At 65.0% G+C, this 23011-nt stretch carries 17 protein-coding genes; 9 read left to right on the top strand and 8 right to left on the bottom strand.

Annotation, left to right across the window (positions count from 1 at the left end):
- Nucleotides 1-169: 169 nt before the first annotated feature.
- Nucleotides 170-886, top strand: coding sequence for an alanyl-tRNA editing protein (locus ACS5Q0_RS22740; protein ID WP_473128935.1), 717 nt, complete (start codon nucleotides 170-172; stop codon nucleotides 884-886).
- A gap of 28 nt (nucleotides 887-914) precedes the next feature.
- On the opposite strand, the gene hemH is transcribed toward ACS5Q0_RS22740, so the two are convergent.
- The 3 genes from hemH to ACS5Q0_RS22725 form a co-directional block, all read right to left on the bottom strand.
- A complete protein-coding gene (gene hemH / locus ACS5Q0_RS22735; RefSeq protein WP_473128934.1) occupies nucleotides 915-1976 on the bottom strand; it encodes a ferrochelatase in 1062 nt (353 codons plus the stop codon).
- Between the two features lie 111 nt (nucleotides 1977-2087).
- Nucleotides 2088-4244, bottom strand: a complete 2157-nt coding sequence (locus tag ACS5Q0_RS22730) for an HWE histidine kinase domain-containing protein (protein WP_473128933.1) — start codon at nucleotides 4242-4244, stop codon at nucleotides 2088-2090.
- A 230-nt stretch (nucleotides 4245-4474) separates the two neighbouring features.
- Nucleotides 4475-5977, bottom strand: a complete 1503-nt coding sequence (locus ACS5Q0_RS22725) for a bifunctional metallophosphatase/5'-nucleotidase (RefSeq protein ID WP_473128932.1) — start codon at nucleotides 5975-5977, stop codon at nucleotides 4475-4477.
- 207 nt (nucleotides 5978-6184) lie between these two features.
- Between ACS5Q0_RS22725 and ung the strand changes: the two genes are divergently transcribed.
- Complete coding sequence (gene ung / locus ACS5Q0_RS22720; protein WP_473128931.1) at nucleotides 6185-6892, top strand: uracil-DNA glycosylase; 708 nt, start codon at nucleotides 6185-6187, stop codon at nucleotides 6890-6892.
- Between the two features lie 92 nt (nucleotides 6893-6984).
- Nucleotides 6985-8184, top strand: coding sequence for an amino acid aminotransferase (locus ACS5Q0_RS22715; RefSeq protein ID WP_473128930.1), 1200 nt, complete (start codon nucleotides 6985-6987; stop codon nucleotides 8182-8184).
- A gap of 145 nt (nucleotides 8185-8329) precedes the next feature.
- Here the strand turns inward: ACS5Q0_RS22715 and ACS5Q0_RS22710 are convergent, their stop codons facing one another.
- Nucleotides 8330-11833: an indolepyruvate ferredoxin oxidoreductase family protein gene (locus tag ACS5Q0_RS22710; RefSeq protein ID WP_473128929.1), complete on the bottom strand. Its 3504-nt coding sequence runs from the start codon at nucleotides 11831-11833 to the stop codon at nucleotides 8330-8332.
- A 216-nt stretch (nucleotides 11834-12049) separates the two neighbouring features.
- On the opposite strand from ACS5Q0_RS22710, the gene ACS5Q0_RS22705 reads away from it, so the two are divergent.
- Both ACS5Q0_RS22705 and ACS5Q0_RS22700 read left to right on the top strand, forming a co-directional pair.
- On the top strand, nucleotides 12050-12700 hold the full coding sequence (locus tag ACS5Q0_RS22705; protein WP_473128928.1) for a DUF1007 family protein: 651 nt from the start codon (nucleotides 12050-12052) through the stop codon (nucleotides 12698-12700).
- Nucleotides 12691-13704, top strand: a complete 1014-nt coding sequence (locus ACS5Q0_RS22700; RefSeq protein WP_473128927.1) for a nickel/cobalt transporter — start codon at nucleotides 12691-12693, stop codon at nucleotides 13702-13704. Before ACS5Q0_RS22705 ends, ACS5Q0_RS22700 begins: the two co-directional genes overlap by 10 nt.
- A 16-nt stretch (nucleotides 13705-13720) precedes the next feature.
- Here ACS5Q0_RS22700 and ACS5Q0_RS22695 read toward each other — a convergent pair whose 3' ends face one another.
- Nucleotides 13721-15316 carry a gamma-glutamyltransferase family protein gene (locus ACS5Q0_RS22695; protein ID WP_473128926.1) on the bottom strand — a complete coding sequence of 532 codons (1596 nt, stop codon included), beginning with the start codon at nucleotides 15314-15316 and terminating at the stop codon, nucleotides 13721-13723.
- Between the two features lie 100 nt (nucleotides 15317-15416).
- Between ACS5Q0_RS22695 and ACS5Q0_RS22690 the strand changes: the two genes are divergently transcribed.
- The gene (locus ACS5Q0_RS22690) at nucleotides 15417-15653 is read left to right on the top strand and encodes a hypothetical protein (RefSeq protein ID WP_473128925.1); all 237 of its coding nucleotides are present in this window, start codon (nucleotides 15417-15419) and stop codon (nucleotides 15651-15653) included.
- Here ACS5Q0_RS22690 and ACS5Q0_RS22685 read toward each other — a convergent pair whose 3' ends face one another.
- The 3 genes from ACS5Q0_RS22685 to ACS5Q0_RS22675 form a co-directional block, all read right to left on the bottom strand.
- Entirely contained in the window at nucleotides 15654-16025 is a 372-nt protein-coding gene (locus ACS5Q0_RS22685; RefSeq protein WP_473128924.1) for a DUF1850 domain-containing protein, read from the bottom strand.
- Entirely contained in the window at nucleotides 16022-18319 is a 2298-nt protein-coding gene (locus ACS5Q0_RS22680; protein ID WP_473128923.1) for a TRAP transporter permease, read from the bottom strand. The genes ACS5Q0_RS22685 and ACS5Q0_RS22680 overlap by 4 nt, the downstream gene beginning before the upstream one ends.
- 92 nt (nucleotides 18320-18411) lie before the next feature.
- Nucleotides 18412-19377 (bottom strand): TAXI family TRAP transporter solute-binding subunit, encoded by a 966-nt coding sequence (locus tag ACS5Q0_RS22675; protein WP_473128922.1) that lies wholly within the window; start codon nucleotides 19375-19377, stop codon nucleotides 18412-18414.
- Nucleotides 19378-19533: 156 nt separating this feature from the next.
- Here ACS5Q0_RS22675 and ACS5Q0_RS22670 point away from each other — a divergent pair, with 156 nt between their 5' ends.
- From ACS5Q0_RS22670 to ACS5Q0_RS22660, 3 genes are all read left to right on the top strand, one after another.
- Entirely contained in the window at nucleotides 19534-21111 is a 1578-nt protein-coding gene (locus tag ACS5Q0_RS22670; RefSeq protein WP_473128921.1) for an OpgD/OpgG family glucan biosynthesis protein, read from the top strand.
- Between the two features lie 261 nt (nucleotides 21112-21372).
- Nucleotides 21373-22122 (top strand): zinc ABC transporter ATP-binding protein AztA, encoded by a 750-nt coding sequence (gene aztA, locus ACS5Q0_RS22665; protein WP_473128920.1) that lies wholly within the window; start codon nucleotides 21373-21375, stop codon nucleotides 22120-22122.
- Between the two features lie 11 nt (nucleotides 22123-22133).
- Nucleotides 22134-23000, top strand: a complete 867-nt coding sequence (locus ACS5Q0_RS22660) for a metal ABC transporter permease (RefSeq protein WP_473128919.1) — start codon at nucleotides 22134-22136, stop codon at nucleotides 22998-23000.
- Nucleotides 23001-23011 lie beyond the last annotated feature (11 nt).

Below are 23011 nucleotides of genomic sequence, written 5' to 3'. Positions count from 1 at the left end.
CGCCTGGGAAGCCGAGCGCAATCGCAACAGAGCCAAGGCGCATTGGCATTTCACCACCACGCAGGCTCGCTCCAAACTACGGCGGCTCTATCCTGCATGATCCCTGTGGCAAAGGACTAGTGGATTCGAGCCGAACTGCTATTCTCGCTCCTTATTTCCGAGGCCAGCCATGCCGCGCTATTACTGCCAGGATCACCCGGATCGGCTTGAACTCGATGTCCCTGTGATCGACACGCGTCCCGGAGCGGTCCTGCTGGCGCAGTCGCCCTTCTTTCCGGGTGGAGGCGGGCAGCTCGCGGACAGAGGATCCATCCATTGGTCGGGTGGCGTGGTGTCTGTCGAGCGCCTCGAGCCCGATGCGAAAGGCTTCTGGCATATCCTTGCGGAACCCGTCACCGTCGAAGGCCCTGTGCGGGCCGAGGTCGAGCCGCGGTTCCGCTGGCTCATGTGCGAGCTGCACACGCTGGCGCACGTGCTCAACAGCATTGTCTACAGAGATTTCGGCGGCGCGCTGCTGACGGGCGCGCAGCTCTCCGCAGATGGCACCTTCCGCGTGGACTTCGATCTGCCGGGCGCCGATCCCGACAGGCTGCGGGCGCTGGACGGACCTATCAACGACGTGATCCGCCAGGACCTCGCCATCCGCACCTTCTCCATGCCGTGGGCGGCAGCCGAGGCCGAGCCCGGGCTGTTTCGCAGCAAATCCGTCTCTCCCCCGCCGCAGGAGGATGGATCGGTGCGCATCGTCGAGATCGCGGGCCTCGACCGTCAGGCCTGTGGCGGAACGCACCTGGCATCGACAGGGCAGGCGCGCCCTGTCCGCATTCTCAAGGTCGACAACAAGGGCAAGCAAAACCGGCGTATCCGCGTCGGCTTCGCCGATTGATCGGATCCGCGCCGTCAGATCCACGCCATCAGATCCACCCCTGGAGCTCACGCTCCACGATGTGGTTGATCACGCGCATGCCTTCAGGGCTGTCGTTGAGGCAAGGCAGATAGGCGAACTCCTCGCCGCCGTTGTGCATGAAGATTTCGCGGTTTTCTCCGTCGAGCTCCTCCAGCGTTTCGAGGCAATCGGCGGAGAAGCCGGGCGCAACGATGGCCATGCGCTTGACGCCGCTCTTCGCCAGCGCCTCCACGGTCTTGTCCGTATAGGGCTGAAGCCATTCCGCCGTTCCGAACCGCGACTGGAAGCTCATGCGGAACCTGTCCGCCGGCCAGCCGAAGGCCTCGCGCATCAGGCGCCAGGTCTTCACGCATTGGCAATGATAGGGGTCGCCCTTGAGCAGGTATTCCTTCGGCACGCCGTGGAACGAGACGAGGATCACCTCCGGCTCGAAGGTGAGCTTGGCGAGTTCCTGCTTCATCGAAGCGACGACGGATTCGATATAGACCGGATCGTCGTGGTAAGGCGGCGAGACGCGGACCGTCGGTTGCCAGCGCATGTCCATCAGGGCCCGGAACGCCTGATCGCAGGCGGTCGCGGACGTCGCCGCGGCATATTGCGGATAGAGGGGGACGAGCAAGATGCGGTCGCAGCCCTGATCGAGCAGCGCCTGGATGCGCTCGCGCACTTCGGGCTTGCCGTACCGCATGGCCCAGTCGACGGTGATCCTGTCCCCTGCGATGCTCTTCAGATGCGCCGTCACCTTCTCGGCCTGGCTGCGCGTAATCGTCTTGAGCGGGCCCTCGTCCAGTTCGTTGTTCCAGATGGAGGCGTAATCGCGCCCCTTCGGGCCCGGGCGCTTGGTGAGGATGATCAGGTTGAGGATCGGCCACCAGAGCAGCCGCGGCGTCTCGATCACGCGGCGGTCGGAGAGGAACTCCTTCAGATAGCGCCGCATCGGCCAGTAGGTGGTGCCTTCCGGCGTTCCGAGATTCATCAGAAGCACGCCGATCCGGCCCGCCTTCACGGGCGGGTGGTCGACCGGGCACACGCCTGGGCTGGTCTCGGTCATGCTCACACGTTCGTTCATCGATCAAAGCCCTTTGGCAACAGGGTCCGGGGAGGACCGCGCTCCGAATGGGCCCTAGATAGTGGCTTTTTCCCCGTTACGCCAATGCGTTCTGTTTCACTTTGGCGTGGGTCAGGCCTGCGCCGAGATCGGCGGGCTCAGGTTGGCGGTGGCCTTGAGCGGCGCATCGATGGCGACGCGCAGCCCGGTCGGCTGATAATCGACATTGACCTGGGCGTTGAGCTGCGTGGTCAGAACGCGATGCAACAGACGCGAACCGAAGCCCTGGCGCTCAGGCGGAGCGACAATGGGGCCGCCGCGCTCCCGCCAGACCATGGCGAGCCGCTTCTCGCCGTCCTCTCCATGCACGTCCCATGAGACGGAAACCTTACCGTTGCGCACGGAGAGAGCGCCGTATTTCGCGGCATTCGTCGTCAGCTCATGGACGGCCATGCCGATGGGAACCGCGATCTCGGAGGGCAGCTCCACTGCGGGGCCTTCGAGTGTAATCCGCTCCCCTCTCGCATCGTTGTAGGGCTTGAGCTCCTTCTCGAGGATCTCGCGCAAGGGGGCCGTCTGCCACAAGGCCTCGGTCAGCAGGGAATGGGTATTGGCGAGTGAAACGATACGCCCCACGAAGGCCTTGTAGAAATCGTCGATGCTCGATGTCGAACGCGCCGTCGCGCCCACGACGGCCTGAACGGTGGCAAGCGTGTTCTTGACCCGGTGGTGCAGCTCGCGGATCAGGAAGGATTGCTGGTTCTGCGCCTGCTTGCGCTCCTCGATCTCGTGCTGTGCCTCGCTGTAGAGGCGACCGTTTTCGAGAGCGATGGCCGCCTGCGCGGCAAGGCCCGTCACGAGGCGTTCGGCGCGCTCGGTGAACGCCCCCGCGCGCTCGTGCGCGAACAGCAGCAATCCTTGGATTTGCCCATTCCGCGAGGAGACCGGGACCGCCATGACGCTGCGGACTCTGGCACCGTCCTGAGGATCGGACGTATCGCCCGAGGACCCGAATTCCGGATGGTCGGCAATATCGTCGAACCGGATGACCCGGCCCTGTTCGAACACGGTTCTGCAGATGTTGTCGCTGGGCAGTTTCGCGAAGGCCGTACGGGCTCCGCCCGAGGTGTAAAGCCCATATTCTTCCGTGCGCGCATCGGCTCCGGAGGGGTCGTCGGCATTGGAGAAATAGGCACCGGCTTGCGCGCCCGTGAGCAGCACGGCCGCCTCGACCACGTTCTCGATCAACCGGTCCACATCGAGCTCGGCCGCAAGCGCGCGGCCCGTCCGGTTCAGCACTTCCAGCGCGGCCGTTTCCGCCTGCAATTCGCTGGTGCGAAGCGCAACTTCTTTCTGCAGCAGGGCCTCGTTGGCCGCCTGCTCCCGGAACTGCTGGGACGCAAGGGACGTGAGCGCCGCCAGGGCGAGAAGAGCAATCAGCGCAAAGGCGCCGTAGAGCTTCATCTGGACCGTCCACGGCCCCCAATAGGCATCGTTGGGAATGCTGACGTTGATGTAGAGCGGCAGCTCGCCGACACGGCGATAGGCTCCCGTCCGCTCTTCGCCGTTGCTGCGGAACGGGTAGATGCCGGAGACGCGGCTACGCTCGACCGCCCGGTCGAGAGCAGCCTTGTCGATGGGCGCGAACGACAAGCCGTCGGCGGGCAGCGGCAACTGGGCGATGAGCTTGCCGTCCGCGGCGCGCAACAATGTGACGCGACTGCCTTTCGGCAGGCGCAGCTTGCCCCAATAGGTCTCGAAATAGGACAACGCTACAGTGGCCGAGACGACGCCGTGGAACGAATTGTCTGGGCCGGTGAGGCGGCGGCTGATCATGAAGGTCGGCCGCTGCGTGACCTTCCCAATGATCGGCTCACCGACGTAAAGCCCCTCGCCCGCCTGGATCTGCGCTTGGAAGGCATCCCGGTCCGACACATTGGAGGTCGGCGCCGGAAACACTGCGGTCGTCAGCCGCAGGCGTCCCGTGGAATCGTTGAGCCAGAGATTGTCGAAATATGGCAGCGATTCCTTGACGGTCCTGAGTTGCTGCCAGTGAATGCGGGAGGTCGAAATCTGGTCCCAATTCGCCCCATCGAATTGCGCCGCCAGCTGCCTGAGGGTCAGATCGGTGACCTCGAGAAGCCGGGCCGTATGATCCGCCAGGAAATAAGCGTTGCTGGCGATGTCCTCCTCGTTGCGCTGGATCAGCCGATTGCGCTGCTCCCAGGCGATGTAGCCGAAGGTAAGGAGGATGAAGGCGACCCCGAAGAGGCCCATGATCAAGGTCAAGCGGCCCCGCGCCAGCCGCTGGCGGCGGCGCTTGACCGATAGGCTCGGGTGCTCTGGGCGCGGTGAAAACTGCAATGATACAGGTCGTGTTAGTGCTACGATTCGCGTCAGGCGGGCAAACATGGCACAGCATCGGCGAGAGATGGAGAAATAAATTATAGCCCTCTCCCCCTTGAAAAAGAAACGCCGGGGCTCCGTGGGAGCCCCGGCGCATGGCCGATGCGGGAGAATCAGCGCAGGACGACGCGTCCCTCGACCTTGGGAGCGACCTTCCCGGCCTTGGCCACGTACTCGATCACTTGGCTCGCCATGAGCTGGCTCGCCGAGACGTCGATGAGCGACTTGGCGCCGGTGAATGCCCGATAGCCGTCGCCGCCGCGGGCCATGAAGTCGTTGGTGGCAATCTTGTAGGTCTTGGCAGGGTCGAGCGGCTCGCCGTTGATCTTCACCGACTTCACGCGGCTGCCGACCGGCTCCTTCAGGTCGACCTCGGCCACGATGCCGGACACCTGCGGGAAGCGGCCGCCGAGCTCACGCACCTGGCTGACGCCGTTCTCCAGCGCCGCCTTGAGCTGCTCGCCCTTCAGTTCGAGCAGCACGGTGGTGTTGCCGAAGGGCATCTCGGCCAGGATGTCGCGCCGGGTCAGCTTCTGCCCCGCCGTGTACTGTTTGTCGGCGCGGATGCCGCCGCCGTTGGTGATGGCCACATCGGCTCCGACGGAGGCCTTGAGAGCGTCGGCGATCAGGTTGCCCATGGCCGCCTCGCCGCCGCGAACCGTGGCGCGGCGGCTGTCGAGAGGCGTCTCGGTCAGGCCGATCTCGACATCCAGCTCCTTGGAGAGCTTGTCCTCGTAGCCCTTCACAACCGCCTCGATCTCCGGATCGGGCTTCACGTCGGCGCTGTCGAGGATGCGGAATTTGGGCGTCCAGGCGACACTGGTCTTGCCGTCCTTCGTCGTCTTGGTGACGGCCAGCTCGATCACGTTGATGTAATTACCCTGCGATTCCGATTCCGAGAGAACCACCTTGCCGTCGTAGAAGGCCAGAAGATGTTCGTCGTGACCGCCGATGATCACGTCGACGCCGGCGGAACGGGCGATGATCATGTCCACTTCCAGGGGCGTGTGGGCAACGGCGACGACGATGTCGGCCCCCTTCTCGCGCAGCTCCTTGGCCTTGGCGCGCGCCGTGTCGATGGTGGACGCGAACTTGATGTCGCCGGGGCTCGACGCGATAGGCGTCTCCTCGGTGGTGAGGCCGAAGAAGCCGATCTTGACGCCCTGCACCTCGACCATCTTGTCGGGCTTGGTGTTGGCCGGCAGCCCGTTGCCGTCGATGATGTTGGTGGCCAGCACGTCGAACTTGGCCTCCGCCATGCGGGCCCGGAAGGCGTCGGGGCCGAGATCGAATTCATGGTTGCCCGGCGCCATCGCATCCACGCCCATGTGGTTGAGGATATCGATGATATGCGCGCCCTTGTCGAAGCCCGACAGCAGCGACGGCGAAAGGGTGTCGCCCGCGTGGACGAAGAAGGCATTGCCCTTGGCCTTCTCCTCCTTGATCACGGTCGCGAGCCGGGCAAATCCGCCACGCCCCTTCTCGGGGCTCATGCGGTCGATGTCGTTGGTCTGGACGAAACGAAGGGTCACGGCCTCCTGCGCCAGGGCGGAGCCGGAGAGAAGCAGGGACAGTCCAAGGAAACCGGCGCGCAAGGCAGCGGAGGGTCGGCTCATCAACATCATCATGGGTCCTCATATCAGGCGGCGCCCGCGGCGAACGGCCGGCAGCCTAGACAGGAAACGTGTCACAGAAGCCACATCCTGTCGATGACCTCCCCGCACAGAAGGACGGCGCGGGATGATGCCATTTTCATCGATGTGGGCTAGAGACCTTCGGTCCTTCGAAACTGCGTTCCCCCTCTCCTACAGGCACGGCTTTCCATGACCGGTCCCATCACCAAAGCCCTTGCGGAGTTCCGCCGAAACCAGCAGGTGGCATCCTGGCTCACGCTCCCCTTCTTCCGGGACGGCGCCGCAGACCGGGTGGCCGCGAAGGTCGATGCGGTGATCGCGGAAGGAGGCCATGTGCTTCCCCCGCCCGAGGCGGTCTTCACGAGCCTGACGCTGACCCCGCTCGACAGGGTCAAGGTCGTGATCCTCGGCCAGGACCCCTATCCCACCCCGGGCGATTCCCATGGCCTCGCCTTTTCCTATCGCGGGGCACGACGCCTGCCCGCGTCGCTGCGCACGATTCTGGCCGAGATGGCGGCGGATCTCGATGCGCCCATGCCGAAATCCGGCGACCTGACGAAATGGGCGAAGCAGGGGGTGCTGCTCATCAACACGGCACTGACGGTGGAGGCCGGAAAATCCGGAGCCCATATGAAATTCGGCTGGTCGGAACTGGTCGATCAGGCCATCGCCGCGATCTCCGCGCAGCAGCCCGCCGTCGTCTTCCTGCTCTGGGGTGGTCCGGCTCGCAAGCGGGCCGCCCTCGTCGACCGCACCAAGCATCTCGTGATCGAGGCCGGGCACCCCTCCCCCCTCAATCGCCTCAACGACTTCAGAGGCACGCATCCCTTCAGCCGCGCCAACGCCTGGCTGGCCGGGAAGGGCCTCAAGCCCATCGACTGGCGGCTCGATTCCTGAGCGTCCATGAAGAACCTTGGAAGAACCTTGTCGAGGGCCCTGCCGGGGAGTAGGTCTCTCGCGCAAAATGACCGCGAAACCTGGAGATCAGCATGACGGAATCCCTGTTTGGACATGTGGAGCCCTTCGCGGGCGACCCGATCCTGTCCCTCAACGACAGCTTCAAGGCCGATCCCCGCACGGAGAAGGTCAATCTCAGCATCGGCGTCTACACGGACGAAAAGGGCCGCATTCCCGTCCTCGGCTCCGTCAGGACGGCCTATGAGCGCATCGGGTTCGCCGAGCGTCCCTATCTCCCCATGGACGGTCACCCCGGCTACCGCGACGGTGTGCAGAAGCTGGTCTTCGGCGCTGCTCATCCGGCACTCGCGGACAAGCGCGTCGCGACGATACAGACCATCGGCGGCACGGGCGCCGTCGGCATCGCGGCCGATTTCCTTGCGAAGCATACGCCGGGCCGCGCCGTTCTCGTCAGCGATCCGACCTGGGAGAACCATCACGGCCTCTTCCAGCGTGCCGGCTTCAAGACCACGACCTATCCCTATTGGGACCGCGCCAGCCGGTCGGTCGCTTTCAACGGCATGATCAAGGCGCTGGAAGCCGCCGAGAGCGGCTCCATCGTGGTGCTCCAGCCCGTCTGCCACAACCCGACCGGCGTCGATCTGAGCGAGGAGCAGCAGGCCACCGTGACCGATGTGCTCATCGCCAAGGGCCATATCGCGGTGTTCGACATGGCCTATCAGGGCTTCGGCACCAGCGTCGAGGCGGATGCCGCTTTCGTGCGCCGCTATGCCGAGCGCGCGAGCTGCCTCGTGGCCAATTCCTTCTCGAAGAACTTCTCGCTTTACGGGGAGCGCTGCGGCGGCTTGAGCGTCGTCTGCCGCGATGCGGACGAGGCCGAGCGCGTCCTGGGACAGCTCAAGCTCGCGGTGCGCCGCAGCTATTCGAGCCCGCCGATGACAGGCGGCCTGCTCGTCGCCACCGTGCTCGGCAGCGAGGAACTGCGCGCGCAATGGGTTCGCGAAGTCGACGAGATGCGCACCCGCATGGATGCGATGCGCAAGCTCCTCGCCGAGCATATCCGCGGCTTGTCGAACGAAGTGGACGTGCATTTCCTGCTGAACCAGCGCGGCATGTTCAGCTTCACGGGCCTGAGCGAACAGCAGGTCCGCGCCATGCGCGAGAAGGACGGCGTTTATCTCGTAGGCTCAGGCCGCATGTGCGTCGCGGGCCTCAACGAGGAGAACGTGCCGAAGGTCGCCAGGAGCTTCGTGGAGGTGAGCCAGGCATAAGGCTGAAGAATCCTCTCTCCCTCGTCATGCCCGGCCTCGCGCCGGGCATCCACGCCTTAGAAACGCACTGCCTCTTCAAAGGTGGATGGCCGGGACAAGCCCGGCCATGACGTGAAATACATGAGACCTACGGAGCGATTTCTTCTCACTCCGCGGCAACCGGCAGTGGCTGCGGCGGCTCGGCATGGAACTTGGCCAGGAGATCCGCCTCTTCAGCCTTCGCGGCTTTCAGATTCCGCTCCTTGATGTGGCCGAAGCCGCGAATTTTCTGCGGAATGGCGGCGAGGCCGACCGCAATTGCGTGATTGTCCGCATTGAGCTTCGCCACGATCTCGTCGATGCGCCCGGCGAACTCGCGGATCAGCTCCCGCTCGGTGCGACGCTCGTGCGTATAGCCGAACACGTCGAGCGGCGTGCCGCGCACGCCCTTGAACTTCGCCAGGACCCGCATGGCCTTCATCATCCAGGGTCCGAAGCTCTTCTTCTTCGGAAGGCCCGTCACCGGATCCTTCTTTGCCAGAACGGGCGGCGCCATGTGGAACTCGTAACGCAGATTCTCACCCTCGAAGGTAGAGGCCACCTGCCGCTCGAAATGGCCATCCGTGTAGAGACGGGCCACTTCGTACTCGTCCTTGTAGGCCATGAGCTTGAAGAGCGAGCGCGCGACCGCGTCGGTCAGTGCGGTCGAACCCGGAACAGCCCTGGCTTCAGCCTCGCGCACACGCTCGACCTGCATGCGGTAGCGTCTGGCATGACGCTTGCTCTGATAGGCGGTCAGGAACTGGGCGCGACGCTCGATCACCTCGTCCAGGGTCTCGGAGATCTTCAGCTCGTCATTCGGCGCCTTCAGCTCGCTCATCATCGTCGCGATGAGCTCAGGCTCCGCGGCCGCGCGGCGGCCCCAGGCGAAGGCGGAAAGGTTCATCTTCACCGCTTCGCCGTTCAGTTCGATCGCCTTCTCGATCGCCTCGGCATGGAGCGGCACGCGCCCCGTCTGATAGGCGTAGCCCAGCATGAACATGTTGGCCGCGATCGAATTCCCCAGAAGCGCGGTGGCGATCGCCGTCGCATCGACGAAGGCGACGCCGTCGTCGCCCGCGGCGCTCCTGATGGCGCGTTTCAGGCGCTCGGTCGGCAGCGAGAAGTCGGCGTTGCGCGTGAACTCGCCGGGCATGACCTCGGCGGTATTCACGACGAGCGCAGTCTGTCCCTGCTTCACGGAGGCGAGCACCTTCTTGGTTCCCGTCACCACGAGATCGCAGCCGAGAACGAGATGCGCCGATTCCGCGCTCACGCGGATTGCATGGATGTCCTCCTGGCGGTTGGCGAGGCGCCCGTGGCTGTAGACCGCGCCGCCCTTCTGCGCGAGGCCCGCCATGTCGATCATGCCGAGCCCCTTGCCCTCGAGATGCGCCGCCATGCCGAGAATCGCCCCGATGGTCACGACACCCGTGCCGCCAACGCCCGTGACGATCACGTTGAAGGTGCGGTCGATCGCAGGAAGCAGCGGATCGGGCAGCGGCTTGAAAGACATGCCCTCCGTGGCGACCGTCTCCGGCACCGCCTTCTTCACCTTGGCCCCATGCACCGTCACGAAGGACGGGCAGAAGCCCTTCACGCAGGAAAAATCCTTGTTGCAGTTCGACTGATCGATCTGGCGCTTGCGGCCGAACTCGGTCTCCACCGGCTGCACGGCGACGCAATTCGACTGCACGGAGCAATCCCCGCAGGCCTCGCAGACAAGATCGTTGATGATCACGCGCTTGTCCGGATCCGGGAACTCGCCGCGCTTGCGGCGGCGGCGCTTCTCGGACGCACAGGTCTGATCGTAGACCATCACTGAGACGCCAGAGATCTGCGCCAGCTCCCGCTGCACGGCGTCCAGTTCATCCCTGTGGTGGATGGTCATCCCCGCAGGCCAGCGGATCGATTTCGGGTATTTGTGCGGCTCGTCGGTAACGAGCGCAATACGCTCCACACCTTCTTCCCGCACCTGGCGGGCGATCATGTCGACGGTGAGCCCGCCCTCGTGCTTCTGGCCGCCGGTCATGGCGACGGCATCGTTGAAGAGGATCTTGTAAGTGACGGTGGTCTTGGTGTGGATCGACCAGCGCAGGGCCAGGATGCCGGAATGGTTGTAGGTGCCGTCGCCGAGATTCTGGAACACGTGTCCGCGCTTGGAGAACGGCGCCTCGCCGATCCAGTTCGCGCCCTCGCCGCCCATCTGGGTGAAGCCGTCGGTGGAGCGGTCCATCCACTGCACCATGTAGTGGCAGCCGATGCCCGCATAGGCGCGCATGCCCTCCGGCACCTTGGTGGACGTGTTGTGCGGGCAGCCGGAACAGAAATGCGGCACGCGGTTCGCCACGTCGCTCGTGACCTTCAGCACCTCCTGCGCATGGCGAAGCCGCGCCACCCGGCCGCGCAGGTCGTCATTATTGTGATAGGCGAGCAGTCGTTCGCCGATGACGATGGCGATGTCGTTGGGGTCGAGGGCGCCCTTGACGGGGAAGAGCCAATTGCCGCTCTCGTCCTTCTTGCCGATGCAGAGCGGCTGGTTGGCGGTGCCGTAGAGCTCCTCGCGCAGCTGAACTTCGATGAGCGAGCGCTTCTCCTCGACGACGATGACCTTGTCGAGCCCCTGCGCGAAGTCCAACAGCTCGCGTTGCGACAGCGGCCAGGGACAGGCGACCTTGTAGAGGCGAAGGCCCATGTCGTTCGCCTTCACCTCGTCGAGGCCGAGCTCGTCCAGAGCCTGACGCACGTCGAGATAGGATTTGCCGACGGTGATCACGCCGATCTTCGGAGTGCGCCCGCCGGAGAGAACGATGCGGTTGAGATTGTTGGCGCGCACGAAGGCCAGCATGGCGTCGCGCTTGAAATCCTGGAGGCGCGCCTCCTGGTCGAGCACGCCGTCCCGGGTGCGGATGTTGAGACCGCCGGGAGGCATGAGAAAATCGTCGGGCAGGATGATCTTCACGCGGTCGAGGGAGCCGTCCACGGAGGCGGTGGACTCGATGTTGTCCTTCACGCATTTGAAGGCCACCCAGGTGCCGCAGAAGCGGCTCATGGCATAGCCGTAGAGGCCGTAATCGAGAATTTCCTGAACACCCGCCGGGTTCAGGATCGGGATCATCACGTCGACGAAGTGGAATTCGGATTGATGCGCGACCGTGGAGGATTCCGCCGTATGGTCGTCGCCCATCAGGGCCAGCACGCCGCCGTATTGGGAGGAGCCTGCCATATTGGCATGGCGGAACACGTCGCCGGAGCGGTCGACACCCGGGCCCTTCCCGTACCAGAGGCCGAAGACGCCGTCGTACTTGCCGTCGCCCCGGATCTCAGCTTGCTGGGATCCCCAGATCGCGGTGGCCGCGAGTTCCTCGTTGAGGCCGGGCTGGAAGACGATATTGGATTGCTCGAGCCACTTCCTGGCCCGCCAGAGGTTCTGGTCCAGGCCGCCGATGGGCGAGCCGCGATAGCCGGAGACGAAGCCGGCCGTGCTGAGGCCCGCGAGCCTGTCCCGCTCGCGCTGCATCAGCAGCATGCGGATGACGGCCTGCGTGCCCGTGATGAACACATGATCCTTGGTCAGATCGTACTTGTCGTCCAGCGTAACGCTACGAAGCGCCACATGACCTTCGGCCATGCCGTACCTCCTTGGAGCCCTCTGCCCCACCCGCCGGTTCGGTCCGGTTCTTCTTGGTTTTGATAATTACGTCAGCAAGGCTGACATAATTACTCAGTCACGTCAATCGAGCCGATTCTGCCCTCAGCCCTCGTTTCGCCTCCATTAACCTTGAAGCGTCTAGATCCTGGTTCAGGCTTCCAGAGGCCCTGGAAGCGTCGCTTTAGAAGGCAACGCATGAAGATCCGCCTTGGTCCCGTCCTCTGCCTCGTTCTCCTGTCGACAGGGCTCAGCGTGCCGGCCTTCGCCCATCCTCATGTGTGGATCACCGCGAGGGCGCAGGTGGTGTTTACCCCCGACAGAAAAGTGACGGGCATCCGCCATCAATGGACCTTCGACGAGGCCTATACCGCCTATGTCACGCAAGGGCTGGACAAGGACGGCGACGGCAAGCTGACGCCGGAGGAACTGCAGGATCTGGCGGACGAGAACGCCGGCGGCCTCTCGGAATTCGATTATTTCACGAGCCTCAAGGTGCATGGGAAGCCGCAGGCCTTCACGAATCCGCGGGAGGCCCGGATGACCATGGACGGCAATCAGGTCACCATGACCTTCCTTCTGCCGCTGAAGACCCCAGCTCTCGTAACCGGCGCTCTGGCGATCGAGATCGACGACCCGACCTTCTTCGTCTATTTCAGCCTTCCCGATCAAACCTCGGTGACCTTGGCCGACGCGCCCCAAGGCTGTGTGACGAACATCGCCAAGGCGAAGCCGCTCGATGCCGCCATGCTGAAGATTCTCCAGGACGAGGGCGCGATCCAGACGGCGGCGCCAAACGCGACTTTCAGCGTGGAATATTCGAACAAGGCGATCATCGCATGTCCGTGACGTCCGCTCCGCTCGCTTCTCCCGTCTCCGGCCCGGCACGTTTCTGGCAGCGGCTTGTCCTGGCGGCTGCTGCGACGGCCATCGTGGCGGCGGCCATGGCGCTTCTCGCGCTCTGGATCGGCCCCATCAGCGCCCCGCCTCCCCGCAGTCCCTTCGGCATGGGCATTCGGGAAGCCGCACCCTCGGGCCATCTCGGGGCATGGCTTTTGTCCATCCAATCCGGCTTCTATGCCAACCTTCAGGCGGGCGTGCGCGCCATGAAGGAGAGCGGCGCGGCCCTGGGCTCGCTTCTTGTCGTCGGCTTCGCCTACGGAGTCTTCCATGCGGCGGGGCCGGGGCACGGAAAAAGCGTGATCTCGGCCTATCTGGTGGCCGACGAAAAGGCGCTCCGCAAAGGCTTCGCCTTGAGCTTCGCGGCGGCCTTCGTGCAGGCGGCAGTCGCCATTCTCATCGTGGGCACGGTGAACCTCGTGCTGCGCGCCACGGCTGCCACCATGAACAAGCTCGCCATGAACGTGGAGCTTATAAGCTTCATCGCGGTCGCCCTGCTGGGCCTCGTGATCACCTGGCGCAAGAGCGGCAAGGTGCTGGGCGTATTGGCGCTCGCGCGCAATCCTCTGGCTCCGGCGCAGGAGGAGAGCTGCGATCATATCCACATGCCGCCGCCCGAGGAGATCGATCGCCTCACCCGCTGGCGCGACATGGCGGGCGTCGCGCTCGCCGCGGGCATCCGCCCCTGCGCGGGGGCGCTCATCGTGCTCGTGTTCTCCCTGGCGCAGGGCCTTTTCGCCGCCGGCATCGCGGCCACCTTCGCCATGGCTCTCGGGACCGCCCTCACCACCAGCGCCATCGCGGCCATTGCCGTCTTCGCCAAGAATCTGGCCCTGAGGATGGCGGGCGGGCGCGGCGCGATGGGCGCGATCGCCATCGCCGGGATCGAGCTGATCGCGGCCGCCTTCGTGCTGGTGCTGGGCGCGAGCCTGCTAATCGGCCTCTTGAGCTGATCCGCGGTCGAACGGGTCAAAGCCCGAGCGCACCGCCGTCCGCGCGCGGATCGTGCACGGCTTCGACGCGTCCGTTGCGGGGGTGCTTCACGAGCATGCCCGCATGCCCCATGGCATCCGCGTAAGGTTTGCCCAGCTCCTCGACCGGGTGGCCATAGCTCGAGAGCACGCGCAGGAGGCTCGGATCGAAGCGATCCTCGACCTTGAGCGTCGACGACGGCGCCTGCCAGGTCTTCCCGAAGAGCCAGCGCGGCGCGTCGACGGCGTCCGCGAGGCCCATGCCGAAATCCGCATAGCGCGTGAAGATCTGCCCGAGGATCTGCGGCTGCCCCTCGCCTCCCATGGTCCCGTAGGAGAGGACGCGTCCGTCGTTGAACACGGCGAGCCCCGGGCTGAGCGTGTGGAAGGGCTTTCTCCCCGGTTCCAGCGGGTTCCGGCGGCTCGGGTCGAGCGAGAAGCCCAAGCCCCGGTTGTGCCAGTGAATGCCGGTTCCCGGCAGAACGCAGCCGGAGCCGAAGGCCCAATAGACGGATTGGATGTAGGACACCGCCAAACCGTCCTTGTCGATGCAGCCCATCCAGATCGTATCGCCCTCGGCCGGTCGCACCGGAGTGGGCGCGGCGCGGCGCGCCTCGATCATCGCCGCTTCCTTCTCGAACACGGCCGGCGTGAGGAAGGAGGCGGGATCGTGGGTGAGCTCGCGCGGGTCGGTGACGACCTTGTCGCGAATGGCGAAGGCCCGTTTGGCCGCCTCGATCAGGCCATGGTGATGCTCCGGCGTCTCGCCGTGCTTCACGTCGAGCCGGTGAAACACGCCGAGCATGAGGAGCGTGGCGAGCCCCTGGCTCGGCGGCGGCATGTTGTAGACGGTCGAGTGCGTCAGCGCGACCGAGAGCGGCTTCACCACCCGGGCCTGATAGGTCTCCATGTCCTTGCGGGTGATCGGGCTGCCGATGCGCTCCAGATCGGCGGCGATCTCGCGCCCCACATCGCCTCGGTAGAAGTCGGAGAAGCCCGCATGGGCGAGCTGTTCGAGGGCATCCGCGAGCTTCGGCGAACGGCGGATCTCGCCCGCGGGCGGCAGCTTGCCGTCCTTCAGGAAGGCCTCGGCAAAGCCGGGAGCGGAAAAGAGCGCGGCCTCTTCCAGCATGCGGTTGCGCCCCTCGGCGGCCCCGATCGCGTAACCCTCACGGGCGAAGCGAACGGCATCGGCGAGCAGCATGTCGCGCGGCAATTGCCCGCCGAGGGCCTTCGCGAGTTCCAGCGCGAGGCCCCAGCCGCTGACGGCGCCTGCCACGGTGAGCGCCGCATCGGGCCCGCGCGGAGGAATGCTGTCATAGCCCTTGTCCCGATAGCGTCTGATGGTGGCGAGCGATCCGGCGGGTCCCGAGGCATCAAGGGCGTGGACTCGCCCCTTCGGCTCCCGCACCAGCCAGAAGCCGTCTCCCCCCAAACCGTTCATATGCGGATAGACGACGGCGATGGTGGCGGCCATCGCCACCATCGCCTCCACGGCGTTGCCGCCGGAAGCTAGGATCGTCTGGCCGGTCTCGGCGGCAAGCCGATGGGGAGCGGCGACGGCGGCGGTCGAGAAAACAGGGGTTTCGGACATGTCTCAAGGATCAAGCGATGGAGTGAAATTTCAGGCGAACCTTGCACCGGAGGGGGCGTTTAGGGTAGTCCCTTCCGGCAGAGAATGGAGTAATGGTACCGTGGCTCAGGCGAAAAGCACCAACTGGCGCAACCTCATCACCCTCATCAGCATCATGGTTCTGGTCGGTGCGGAGGTCTTCGGCGTGGCCATTTCCGCCGGTTGGGCCATCGCGGGACTGTTCGAACTCGGCCACATCGTGGGCTATGTGCTCATGGGCCTCTTCAGCCTGCTCGCCCTCTATTTCCTTGTAAATCTCTGGCGCCGGTGCGTCGCGGTCGAGCCTCTCGCCGAGTAATCAGGGACTGTCTTTGCAGACCCTCATCACGACCGGGTCGGCCTCCGGCGGCACATAGGCCTCCATCGGGCGGCATTGGCCTTCGATGCAGATCCGCCAATCCGCCGTGGCGCCCGAGCGGCGCATGACCACCTGCTCCTGAGGGGGCAGGCCCGGCTTCCAGGCCCAAGCCCCATCGACGAGCCGCGCCTCCGGCGGCGGCTCCATTCCCGCGCCCGAGCCCCTGACCCGCGCCTCTACCAGTTCAAGCCCTGCGGGGGTAGCGCGCCAATCCTCCTCCCAGACAATCTTCTCGACCGAATGCGTCCAGGCGAGGGTCATCGCGCCTGCCATCAGAGGCGCGACGACCTTGCTCGCGACGAGGCAGATCACGAGCGGGCGACCACGGTCGCAGTTGTCCGGCGCGCACGCCAGAAGTGGAAGCCGAGCACGAGCGCGGCGAGGACGAAGCCGACCTCATCCGTGACCGGCAGCGCCAGCACGAGGAAGGCCGCCGCGATGGCCGCCGCGAGGCGCTCCCACCAGGGCATCTTCGCATTGAGATAGCCGACGGAGGCTGCGCCCCAGAGCAGGATGGCGAGCGCTGCCTTCACCACCATGTAGGCGACGCTGGCCCAGAACGCCGCGCCGGAGAGCCCCTCCACCGGCTGCATCATGAGCGTCGGATCGTAGACGGCCATGTAAGGGATAATGAATCCGGGCAGCGCGATCCGCAGGGCCTGGAACCCGATCTTGAAGCCCGAGGCTTTCGCGATGGGGGCGGCGGCGAAGGCCGCCAGCGCCACCGGCGGCGTCAGGTCTGCCATGATGCCGAAATAGAAGACGAACATGTGCGAGACGATGAGCGGCACGCCGAGCGTCAGCAGGGCTGGTGCGGCAAGCGACGAGGTGATGATGTAGTTCGGGATCGTCGGAATGCCCATGCCGAGGATGAGGCTCACGATCATCGTGAGCACCAGCGACGTGATGAGCGAGTCGCGCCCGATGGACACCACCCAGTTTCCGAAGATCGTGCCGACGCCGGTGAGCGTCATCGTGCCGATCACGATGCCGACCACCGCGCAGGCCAAGCCGACCGGCAACGCCTGACGGGCGCCGTCCGCCAGCGCATCGCGGCACGCCTCGAGTGTCTCGGGCCCGCCGCGCACGAAGAGACTCAGGAGAACCAGGACGCCGACGAGCAGAAGAACGAGCGTTACGCCGGCCCAGAGGAAGGCCGCGGCGAGAAGGCCGAGGCCGATCCAGAACACGAGACGCACCGTCTCGTTGACGAGACCCAGCGCAAGCGCGCTCGCGAGGATCAGCACCACCGTGAGCGCAAGGCCGATCGAGCCCGCGAACAACGGCGTGTAGCCGGAGAAGAGAAGATAGACGAGCACCGCGAGCGGCAGGATGAGGTGCCATTTCTCCTTGAGCGCACGGGCCGCGCTCGGCAGTTCCGATTTCGCGATTCCGAGAAGGCCGGCCCGACCGGCTTCGAGATGAACAGCCAGGAAGGCGGAGGCGTAATAGAGAATGGCCGGAATGATCGCGGCCTTCACGATCTCGACATAAGGAACGTCGATCGTCTCGGCCATGATGAAGGCCACTGCGCCCATGACCGGCGGCATGATCTGGCCGCCCATCGACGCGGTCGCCTCGACGCCGCCCGCGAATTCCGGCTTGTAGCCGAAACGCTTCATGAGCGGGATGGTGAACTGCCCCGTGGACACCACGTTCGCCACGCCCGAGCCCGAGATCGTGCCCATGAGCGCGGAGGAGAACACGGCCACCTTGGCGGGCCCGCCCCTGGCGCCGCCGAACAGCCCCATCGCCACGTCGGTGAAAAGCTGGATCATGCCCGCGCGTTCGAGGAAGGCGCCGAACAGGATGAAGAGGAAGATGTAGGTGGCGGACACCAGGGTCGGCGTCGCGTAAAGCCCTTCGGTGCCGAAGGACATGTGCTCGATCACCTGTTCGAGCGAATATCCGCGATGGTCGAAGGGAGCCGGGAGATAATTGCCGAACAGGCAATAGGCGAGAAAGATGCCGGCGACGATGGGAAGCGCCGGCCCCATGACGCGCCAGACGAGATAGAAAAGAATAGCGATGGCCGTGATGCCGACGACGAGATCGGCCTGCGTGAGCTCGCCTGCGCGGACCACGAGCTGCTCATAGAGCGCCCAGTGATAGACGCCGATGCCGAAGCCTATGAGCCCGACGATCCAGCCGATCACCCGCGTGGCGGGACTGCGCGCCTTGTGGTTTGCCAGCATGGCGCCCGCAACGAGGCAGAGAAAGCCCACATGCAGGGTCCGCACCACTTGGCTCGGCAGGCTGCCCGGAAACTTGAAGATCAGCGCATAGGCGACGGCAAGCGCGATGAGCGCCAGTGCCCCGTCGATCACGCTGCGGCCGCTCAGGCGCCGAAAGACGAGCCACCCGGCCCAGGCGACGAGAGCCGCGCCGGCGAGGTAGAGCGGCGTGATGTTGGCGATGATCGGATGATCGAGAGGGATGCCGAAGGCCGTGACGATCTGGAAGGCCGAGAACGCCACCGCGACCCAGAAAAGGAATTTACCCGGAATGCCCTCGCCGAAGTTCTCCGGCAGGCCATGCTCGGGATTGGCAGGCGCGGACGGCTGCTCGAGCGTTGCGATCTCGGACGCATTCATGCCCTGGCTCATGGAGATCCTCTCTTCGAAAGATCGTTCTTCTTGTCATAGGAAAGCCGGGGCAGGTGCGCCGCCCCGGCTGGAATGTAAATCCGTCGAAAGGATTAGGGAGCCTTCTTCACGCCCTTTTCGTCGAAGTAGCGCTGTGCGCCCGGATGCATCGGGACCGGCATGCCGGAGAGAGCGCTTTCGAGCTTGATGTCCTTCGCGGCCGCGTGAGCGGCGGCGAGTTCGGGCAGGCTCTCGTAGATGGCCTTCGTCATCTGGTAGACCGTCTCGTCCTTCACGCCGGAATGGGTGACGAGGTAGTTCACGACGGCAGCCGTCGCCACGGGCGCGGATTGGCCTTCATAGGTGTTCGCCGGGATTGTTGCCTTGATGTAGGGCGAGCCGACTTTGGCCACCATGTCGGCCGGGATCTCCACGACCACGATCGGCACGGAGGTGGCGAGATCGCGGATCGAGGACACGCCGAGGCCCGCCGATTGCAGGGTGGCGTCGAGCTGCCGGTTCTTCATGAGTTCGACGGATTCGCCGAAGGGCAGGTACTCGACCTTGCCGAGATCCTGATAGGACAGGCCGGCGCCATGGAGGATCGCGCGGGCGTTGAGCTCGGTGCCGGATTTCGGCGCGCCGACCGAGAGGCGCTTGCCCTTCAGATCCGCCAGCGACTTGATGCCGGACTCCTTGGTGGCGACGATCTGGATATAGTTCGGGTAGATGGCGGTGACGCCGCGCAGCTTGTCCAGCTTGCTCTTGAAGCCCGCCTCCTCGTTGCCCTCCCAGGCCATCGCCAGGCTGTCGCCGAGCGTGAAGCCGATCTCACCCTTGCCCTGCTGCAGCAGCGTGAGGTTTTCCACCGAAGCCTTGGTGGCCTGAACCGATGGCCGCGCGCCCGGAACTTTTTCCGTGAAGACCTTTGAGAGAGCCACGCCCAGGGGGTAATAGACGCCCGAGGTACCGCCCGTCAGAATGTTGATGAAATCCTGGGCCTGGGCCGGAATACTCGCTCCGGCGAGGGCCAGAGCGGTGGCCGCGCCCACGAGGCGGCGCATAACTTTTCGATGCATTACGTACTCCCTATCTATGGCACCTGCCGTAGCGGTGCCTGTGTGCGCGCCTAGTTTGGCTGCTGACGAAGTTTTCTCAAGGGGCTAAGAGTGACTTAATCCTGCCACCTTGGTCGGTAGGGGTCCGTCTCTCCACAACCAAATACATCGCGATCCATGCTCAACCGCCGCCAGTTTCTCCAGACCGCCACCGCCACGGCCGCCTTGGCCGCCCAGGGTTTTTCAGGTTCAGCTCTGGCGCAGCAGGGTTTGAAGATGGGAGCGCCGGCCTCCTTCTCGTTCGACGAACTGAAGAAGCAGGCCGAAGCGATGGCCCGCTCGGCCTATACGGCTCCGCCGAGCCCCTCGCCCGAGATCCTTTACCAGATCGACTACGACGCGCACGGGAAGATCAGGTTCAAGACCGACCTCGCCCTCTGGGCCAACGGCCCCAGCAAGTTCCCGGTCACCTTCTTCCACATGGGGCGCTTCTTCCAGAAGCCGGTGCGCATGCATGTTGTGGACAACGGCCAGGCCCGCGAGATCATTTACGATACCGAGTATTTCGACATGCCGGCGGATTCGCCGGCCCGCAAACTCCCGGACAACACGGGCTTCGCCGGCTTCCGTTTCCAGGAGGCCCGTGACGGCAAGCTCGATTGGCGGAAGAACGACTGGGTGGCCTTCCTCGGCGCGTCCTATTTCCGCGCCATCGGCGAACTTTATCAATACGGCCTCTCCGCCCGCGGCCTCGCCGTCGACGTGGCGGTGCACGGCAAGCCCGAGGAATTCCCCAACTTCACCCATATCTATTTCGAGACCCCGCAGCCGGACTCGGACACGGTCACCATCTACGCCCTTCTCGACGGGCCGAGCGTAGCGGGTGCCTATCGGTTTGTCATGAAGCGTGCCGCCGCCGTCATCATGGATCTCGACTGCGCCCTCTTCCTGCGCCAGGACATCGCGCGGCTCGGCATCGCGCCCCTCACCTCCATGTACTGGTACTCGGAGAAGTCCAAGACCACGGCCATCGACTGGCGCCCGGAGATTCACGATTCGGACGGCCTTGCCATGTGGACCGGCGCCGGCGAGCGCATCTGGCGCCCTCTCAACAATCCGCCGCGCATCATCACCTCGGCCTTCTCCGACGAGAACCCGAGGGGGTTCGGCCTACTTCAGCGCGACCGGAACTTCGATCACTACCTCGACGGCGTGTATTACGACCGCCGCCCCTCGCTCTGGATCGAGCCGATGAGCACCTGGGGCCGGGGGACCATCCAGCTCGTGGAAATTCCCACCGACGACGAGATCCACGACAACATCGTGGCCATGTGGGTCCCTGCCGAGCCTGCCCGGGCAGGTCAGGCCCTGGAATTCCGCTATCGCATGCACTGGGCGGCGGATGAACCCTACCCGACCCCGCTCGCCCGCGTTGTCGCGACCCGATTCGGCAATGGCGGGCAGGCCGGCACCGTGCGCCCCAAGGGCGTGCGCAAGTTCATGGTAGAATTCCTCGGCGAGCCGCTGACCAAGCTGCCCAGCGGCGTCATCCCGAAGCCCGTGCTCACGGCCTCCCGCGGCGAGTTCTCGAACCTTATCACCGAAGCCGTGCCCGACAACGTGCCCGGCCATTGGCGGACCCAGTTCGACCTGACCGTCACCGGCACCGAGCCGGTGGAAATGCGCTGCTATCTTCGTAATGGCGACGAGGTCTTGAGCGAAACCTGGCTCTACCAGTACCACCCGGCGTTCTAAGATTTCGCTTATAAACCACGGCGTTAACAGGGGCGTATAAAATACTATACGACCCTGGAAATGACGGTAGATCCGGTTTATGTGTGGAGACATGTCGCACGGTCACCACCACGGTCATCACCATCGCCACGGGCCTCGGGTCGTCGCCGCGGCCCCCACCTTTTCGCTGCTGCGGCTCTCGGTCTGGCAGCGACTGGCGGGTGCTGCCGCCACCCTGGCAGCCTTGTGGCTGCTGGTCCTGCAGGTGATAAGGTAACAGCCATGTCTGCGCCCGCCACCGCCATCCGCTTCGAAGAAGTGACCCTCGGCTACGGCCGCAGGCCCGCCGTGCATCACCTCGATGGGGACATTCCCGCCGGGAGCCTGATGGCCGTGGTCGGCCCCAATGGGGCGGGCAAGTCGACCCTGCTCAAGGGCATCGTCGGCACCTTGAAACCTCTCGAAGGCCATATCCGCCTCGACGGCCCCTCCTCCGAGATCGCCTACCTGCCGCAGGCGGCCGAGATCGACCGCTCCTTCCCGCTCTCCGTCTATGATCTCGTCGCCATGGGGCTCTGGTCCCGGTCGGGGCTCTTCGGGGGCGTCTCGGCGAAGGATCGCACGACGATCGAGGAGGCCCTGGCCTCCGTCGGCCTCATCGGCTTCGAGCGCCGCCCCATCTCCACGCTTTCCGGCGGCCAGATGCAGCGCGCGCTCTTCGCGCGCCTGCTTCTGCAGGATGCGCCGGTGATCCTGCTCGACGAGCCGTTTACCGCCATCGATGCCAAGACCACGGCCGATCTGCTCGATCTCGTGCGCCGCTGGCACGACGAATCGCGCACGGTGATCGCGGTGCTGCACGATCTCGACATGGTCCGGCGCGTGTTTCCGAAGTCGCTGCTCATCGCCCGCGAGCCCGTCGCCTGGGGGGAGACGCCCGAGGTGCTGAGCGCGGAAAACCTCCTCAAGGCCCGCCGCATGGTCGAGGCGTACGATCCGCATGCGGATGTGTGCCAACGCGGCGCTGCATAGAGAACCCGGCTGTGCTCGACATCGCTTTCACTCCCTTTGCCGAATTCGAATTCATGCAGCGCGCGCTGGTGGGCGTGATCGCCATCGCGCTCGGCGGCGGCCCGATCGGCGTGTTCCTGATGCTGCGCCGCATGAGCCTGACGGGCGACGCCATGGCGCATGCGATCCTGCCGGGCGCAGCGGTCGGTTATCTCCTCGCCGGCCTGTCGCTTCCCGCCATGACCATCGGGGGATTGGCGGCAGGCGTCATCGTCGCCATGGCGGCGGGGCTCGTCTCGCGATTCACGTCGCTGAAGGAGGATGCCTCGCTCGCAGCCTTCTATCTGCTGTCGCTCGCGCTCGGCGTCACCATCGTGTCCCTCAGGGGCTCGAACATCGATCTCCTGCACGTGCTCTTCGGCACCGTGCTGGCGCTCGACGACAACACGCTGCTGCTGCTCGCCTCCATTTCGAGCCTGACGATTCTGGCCCTCGCCATCCTGTATCGCCCTCTTGTGCTCGAATGCGTGGACCCGATCTTCCTGCGTTCGGTCAGCCGCGCGGGAACGCCCACGCATCTCATCTTCCTCGGCCTCGTGGTGATGAACCTCGTCGGCGGGTTCCACGCGCTCGGCACCCTCCTCGCCGTCGGCATGATGATGCTGCCCGCCGCGGCCGCCCGCTTCTGGACCAACGACATCACCCTGATGATGATCGTGTCCATCCTCATCGGCATCGCATCGGGGATCGGGGGCCTTCTGCTCTCCTTCCATGCGGAGCTGCCCGCGGGACCAGCGATCATTCTCTCGGCCGGCGCCGTGTACGTGGCCTCCCTGCTCCTGGGCCGGGAGGGCGGCGTGCTCTGGCTCGCCTGGCCGGGCAAGCACCTGGAAGCCTGAACCTCACGGAA

The sequence above is a fragment of the Microvirga sp. HS2 genome (assembly GCF_055792805.1).
This window is presented reverse-complemented; position numbering and strand designations above follow the sequence as displayed.

Coding starts and splice junctions, on each gene's coding strand:
- ACS5Q0_RS22740 (WP_473128935.1), top strand. CDS start 170: ATGCCGCGCTATTACTGCCAGGATCACCCGGATCGGCTTGAACTCGAT.
- hemH (WP_473128934.1), bottom strand. CDS start 1,976: ATGAACGAACGTGTGAGCATGACCGAGACCAGCCCAGGCGTGTGCCCG.
- ACS5Q0_RS22725 (WP_473128932.1), bottom strand. CDS start 5,977: ATGAGCCGACCCTCCGCTGCCTTGCGCGCCGGTTTCCTTGGACTGTCC.
- ung (WP_473128931.1), top strand. CDS start 6,185: ATGACCGGTCCCATCACCAAAGCCCTTGCGGAGTTCCGCCGAAACCAG.
- ACS5Q0_RS22715 (WP_473128930.1), top strand. CDS start 6,985: ATGACGGAATCCCTGTTTGGACATGTGGAGCCCTTCGCGGGCGACCCG.
- ACS5Q0_RS22710 (WP_473128929.1), bottom strand. CDS start 11,833: ATGGCCGAAGGTCATGTGGCGCTTCGTAGCGTTACGCTGGACGACAAG.
- ACS5Q0_RS22705 (WP_473128928.1), top strand. CDS start 12,050: ATGAAGATCCGCCTTGGTCCCGTCCTCTGCCTCGTTCTCCTGTCGACA.
- ACS5Q0_RS22700 (WP_473128927.1), top strand. CDS start 12,691: ATGTCCGTGACGTCCGCTCCGCTCGCTTCTCCCGTCTCCGGCCCGGCA.
- ACS5Q0_RS22695 (WP_473128926.1), bottom strand. CDS start 15,316: ATGTCCGAAACCCCTGTTTTCTCGACCGCCGCCGTCGCCGCTCCCCAT.
- ACS5Q0_RS22680 (WP_473128923.1), bottom strand. CDS start 18,319: ATGAGCCAGGGCATGAATGCGTCCGAGATCGCAACGCTCGAGCAGCCG.
- ACS5Q0_RS22675 (WP_473128922.1), bottom strand. CDS start 19,377: ATGCATCGAAAAGTTATGCGCCGCCTCGTGGGCGCGGCCACCGCTCTG.
- ACS5Q0_RS22670 (WP_473128921.1), top strand. CDS start 19,534: ATGCTCAACCGCCGCCAGTTTCTCCAGACCGCCACCGCCACGGCCGCC.
- aztA (WP_473128920.1), top strand. CDS start 21,373: ATGTCTGCGCCCGCCACCGCCATCCGCTTCGAAGAAGTGACCCTCGGC.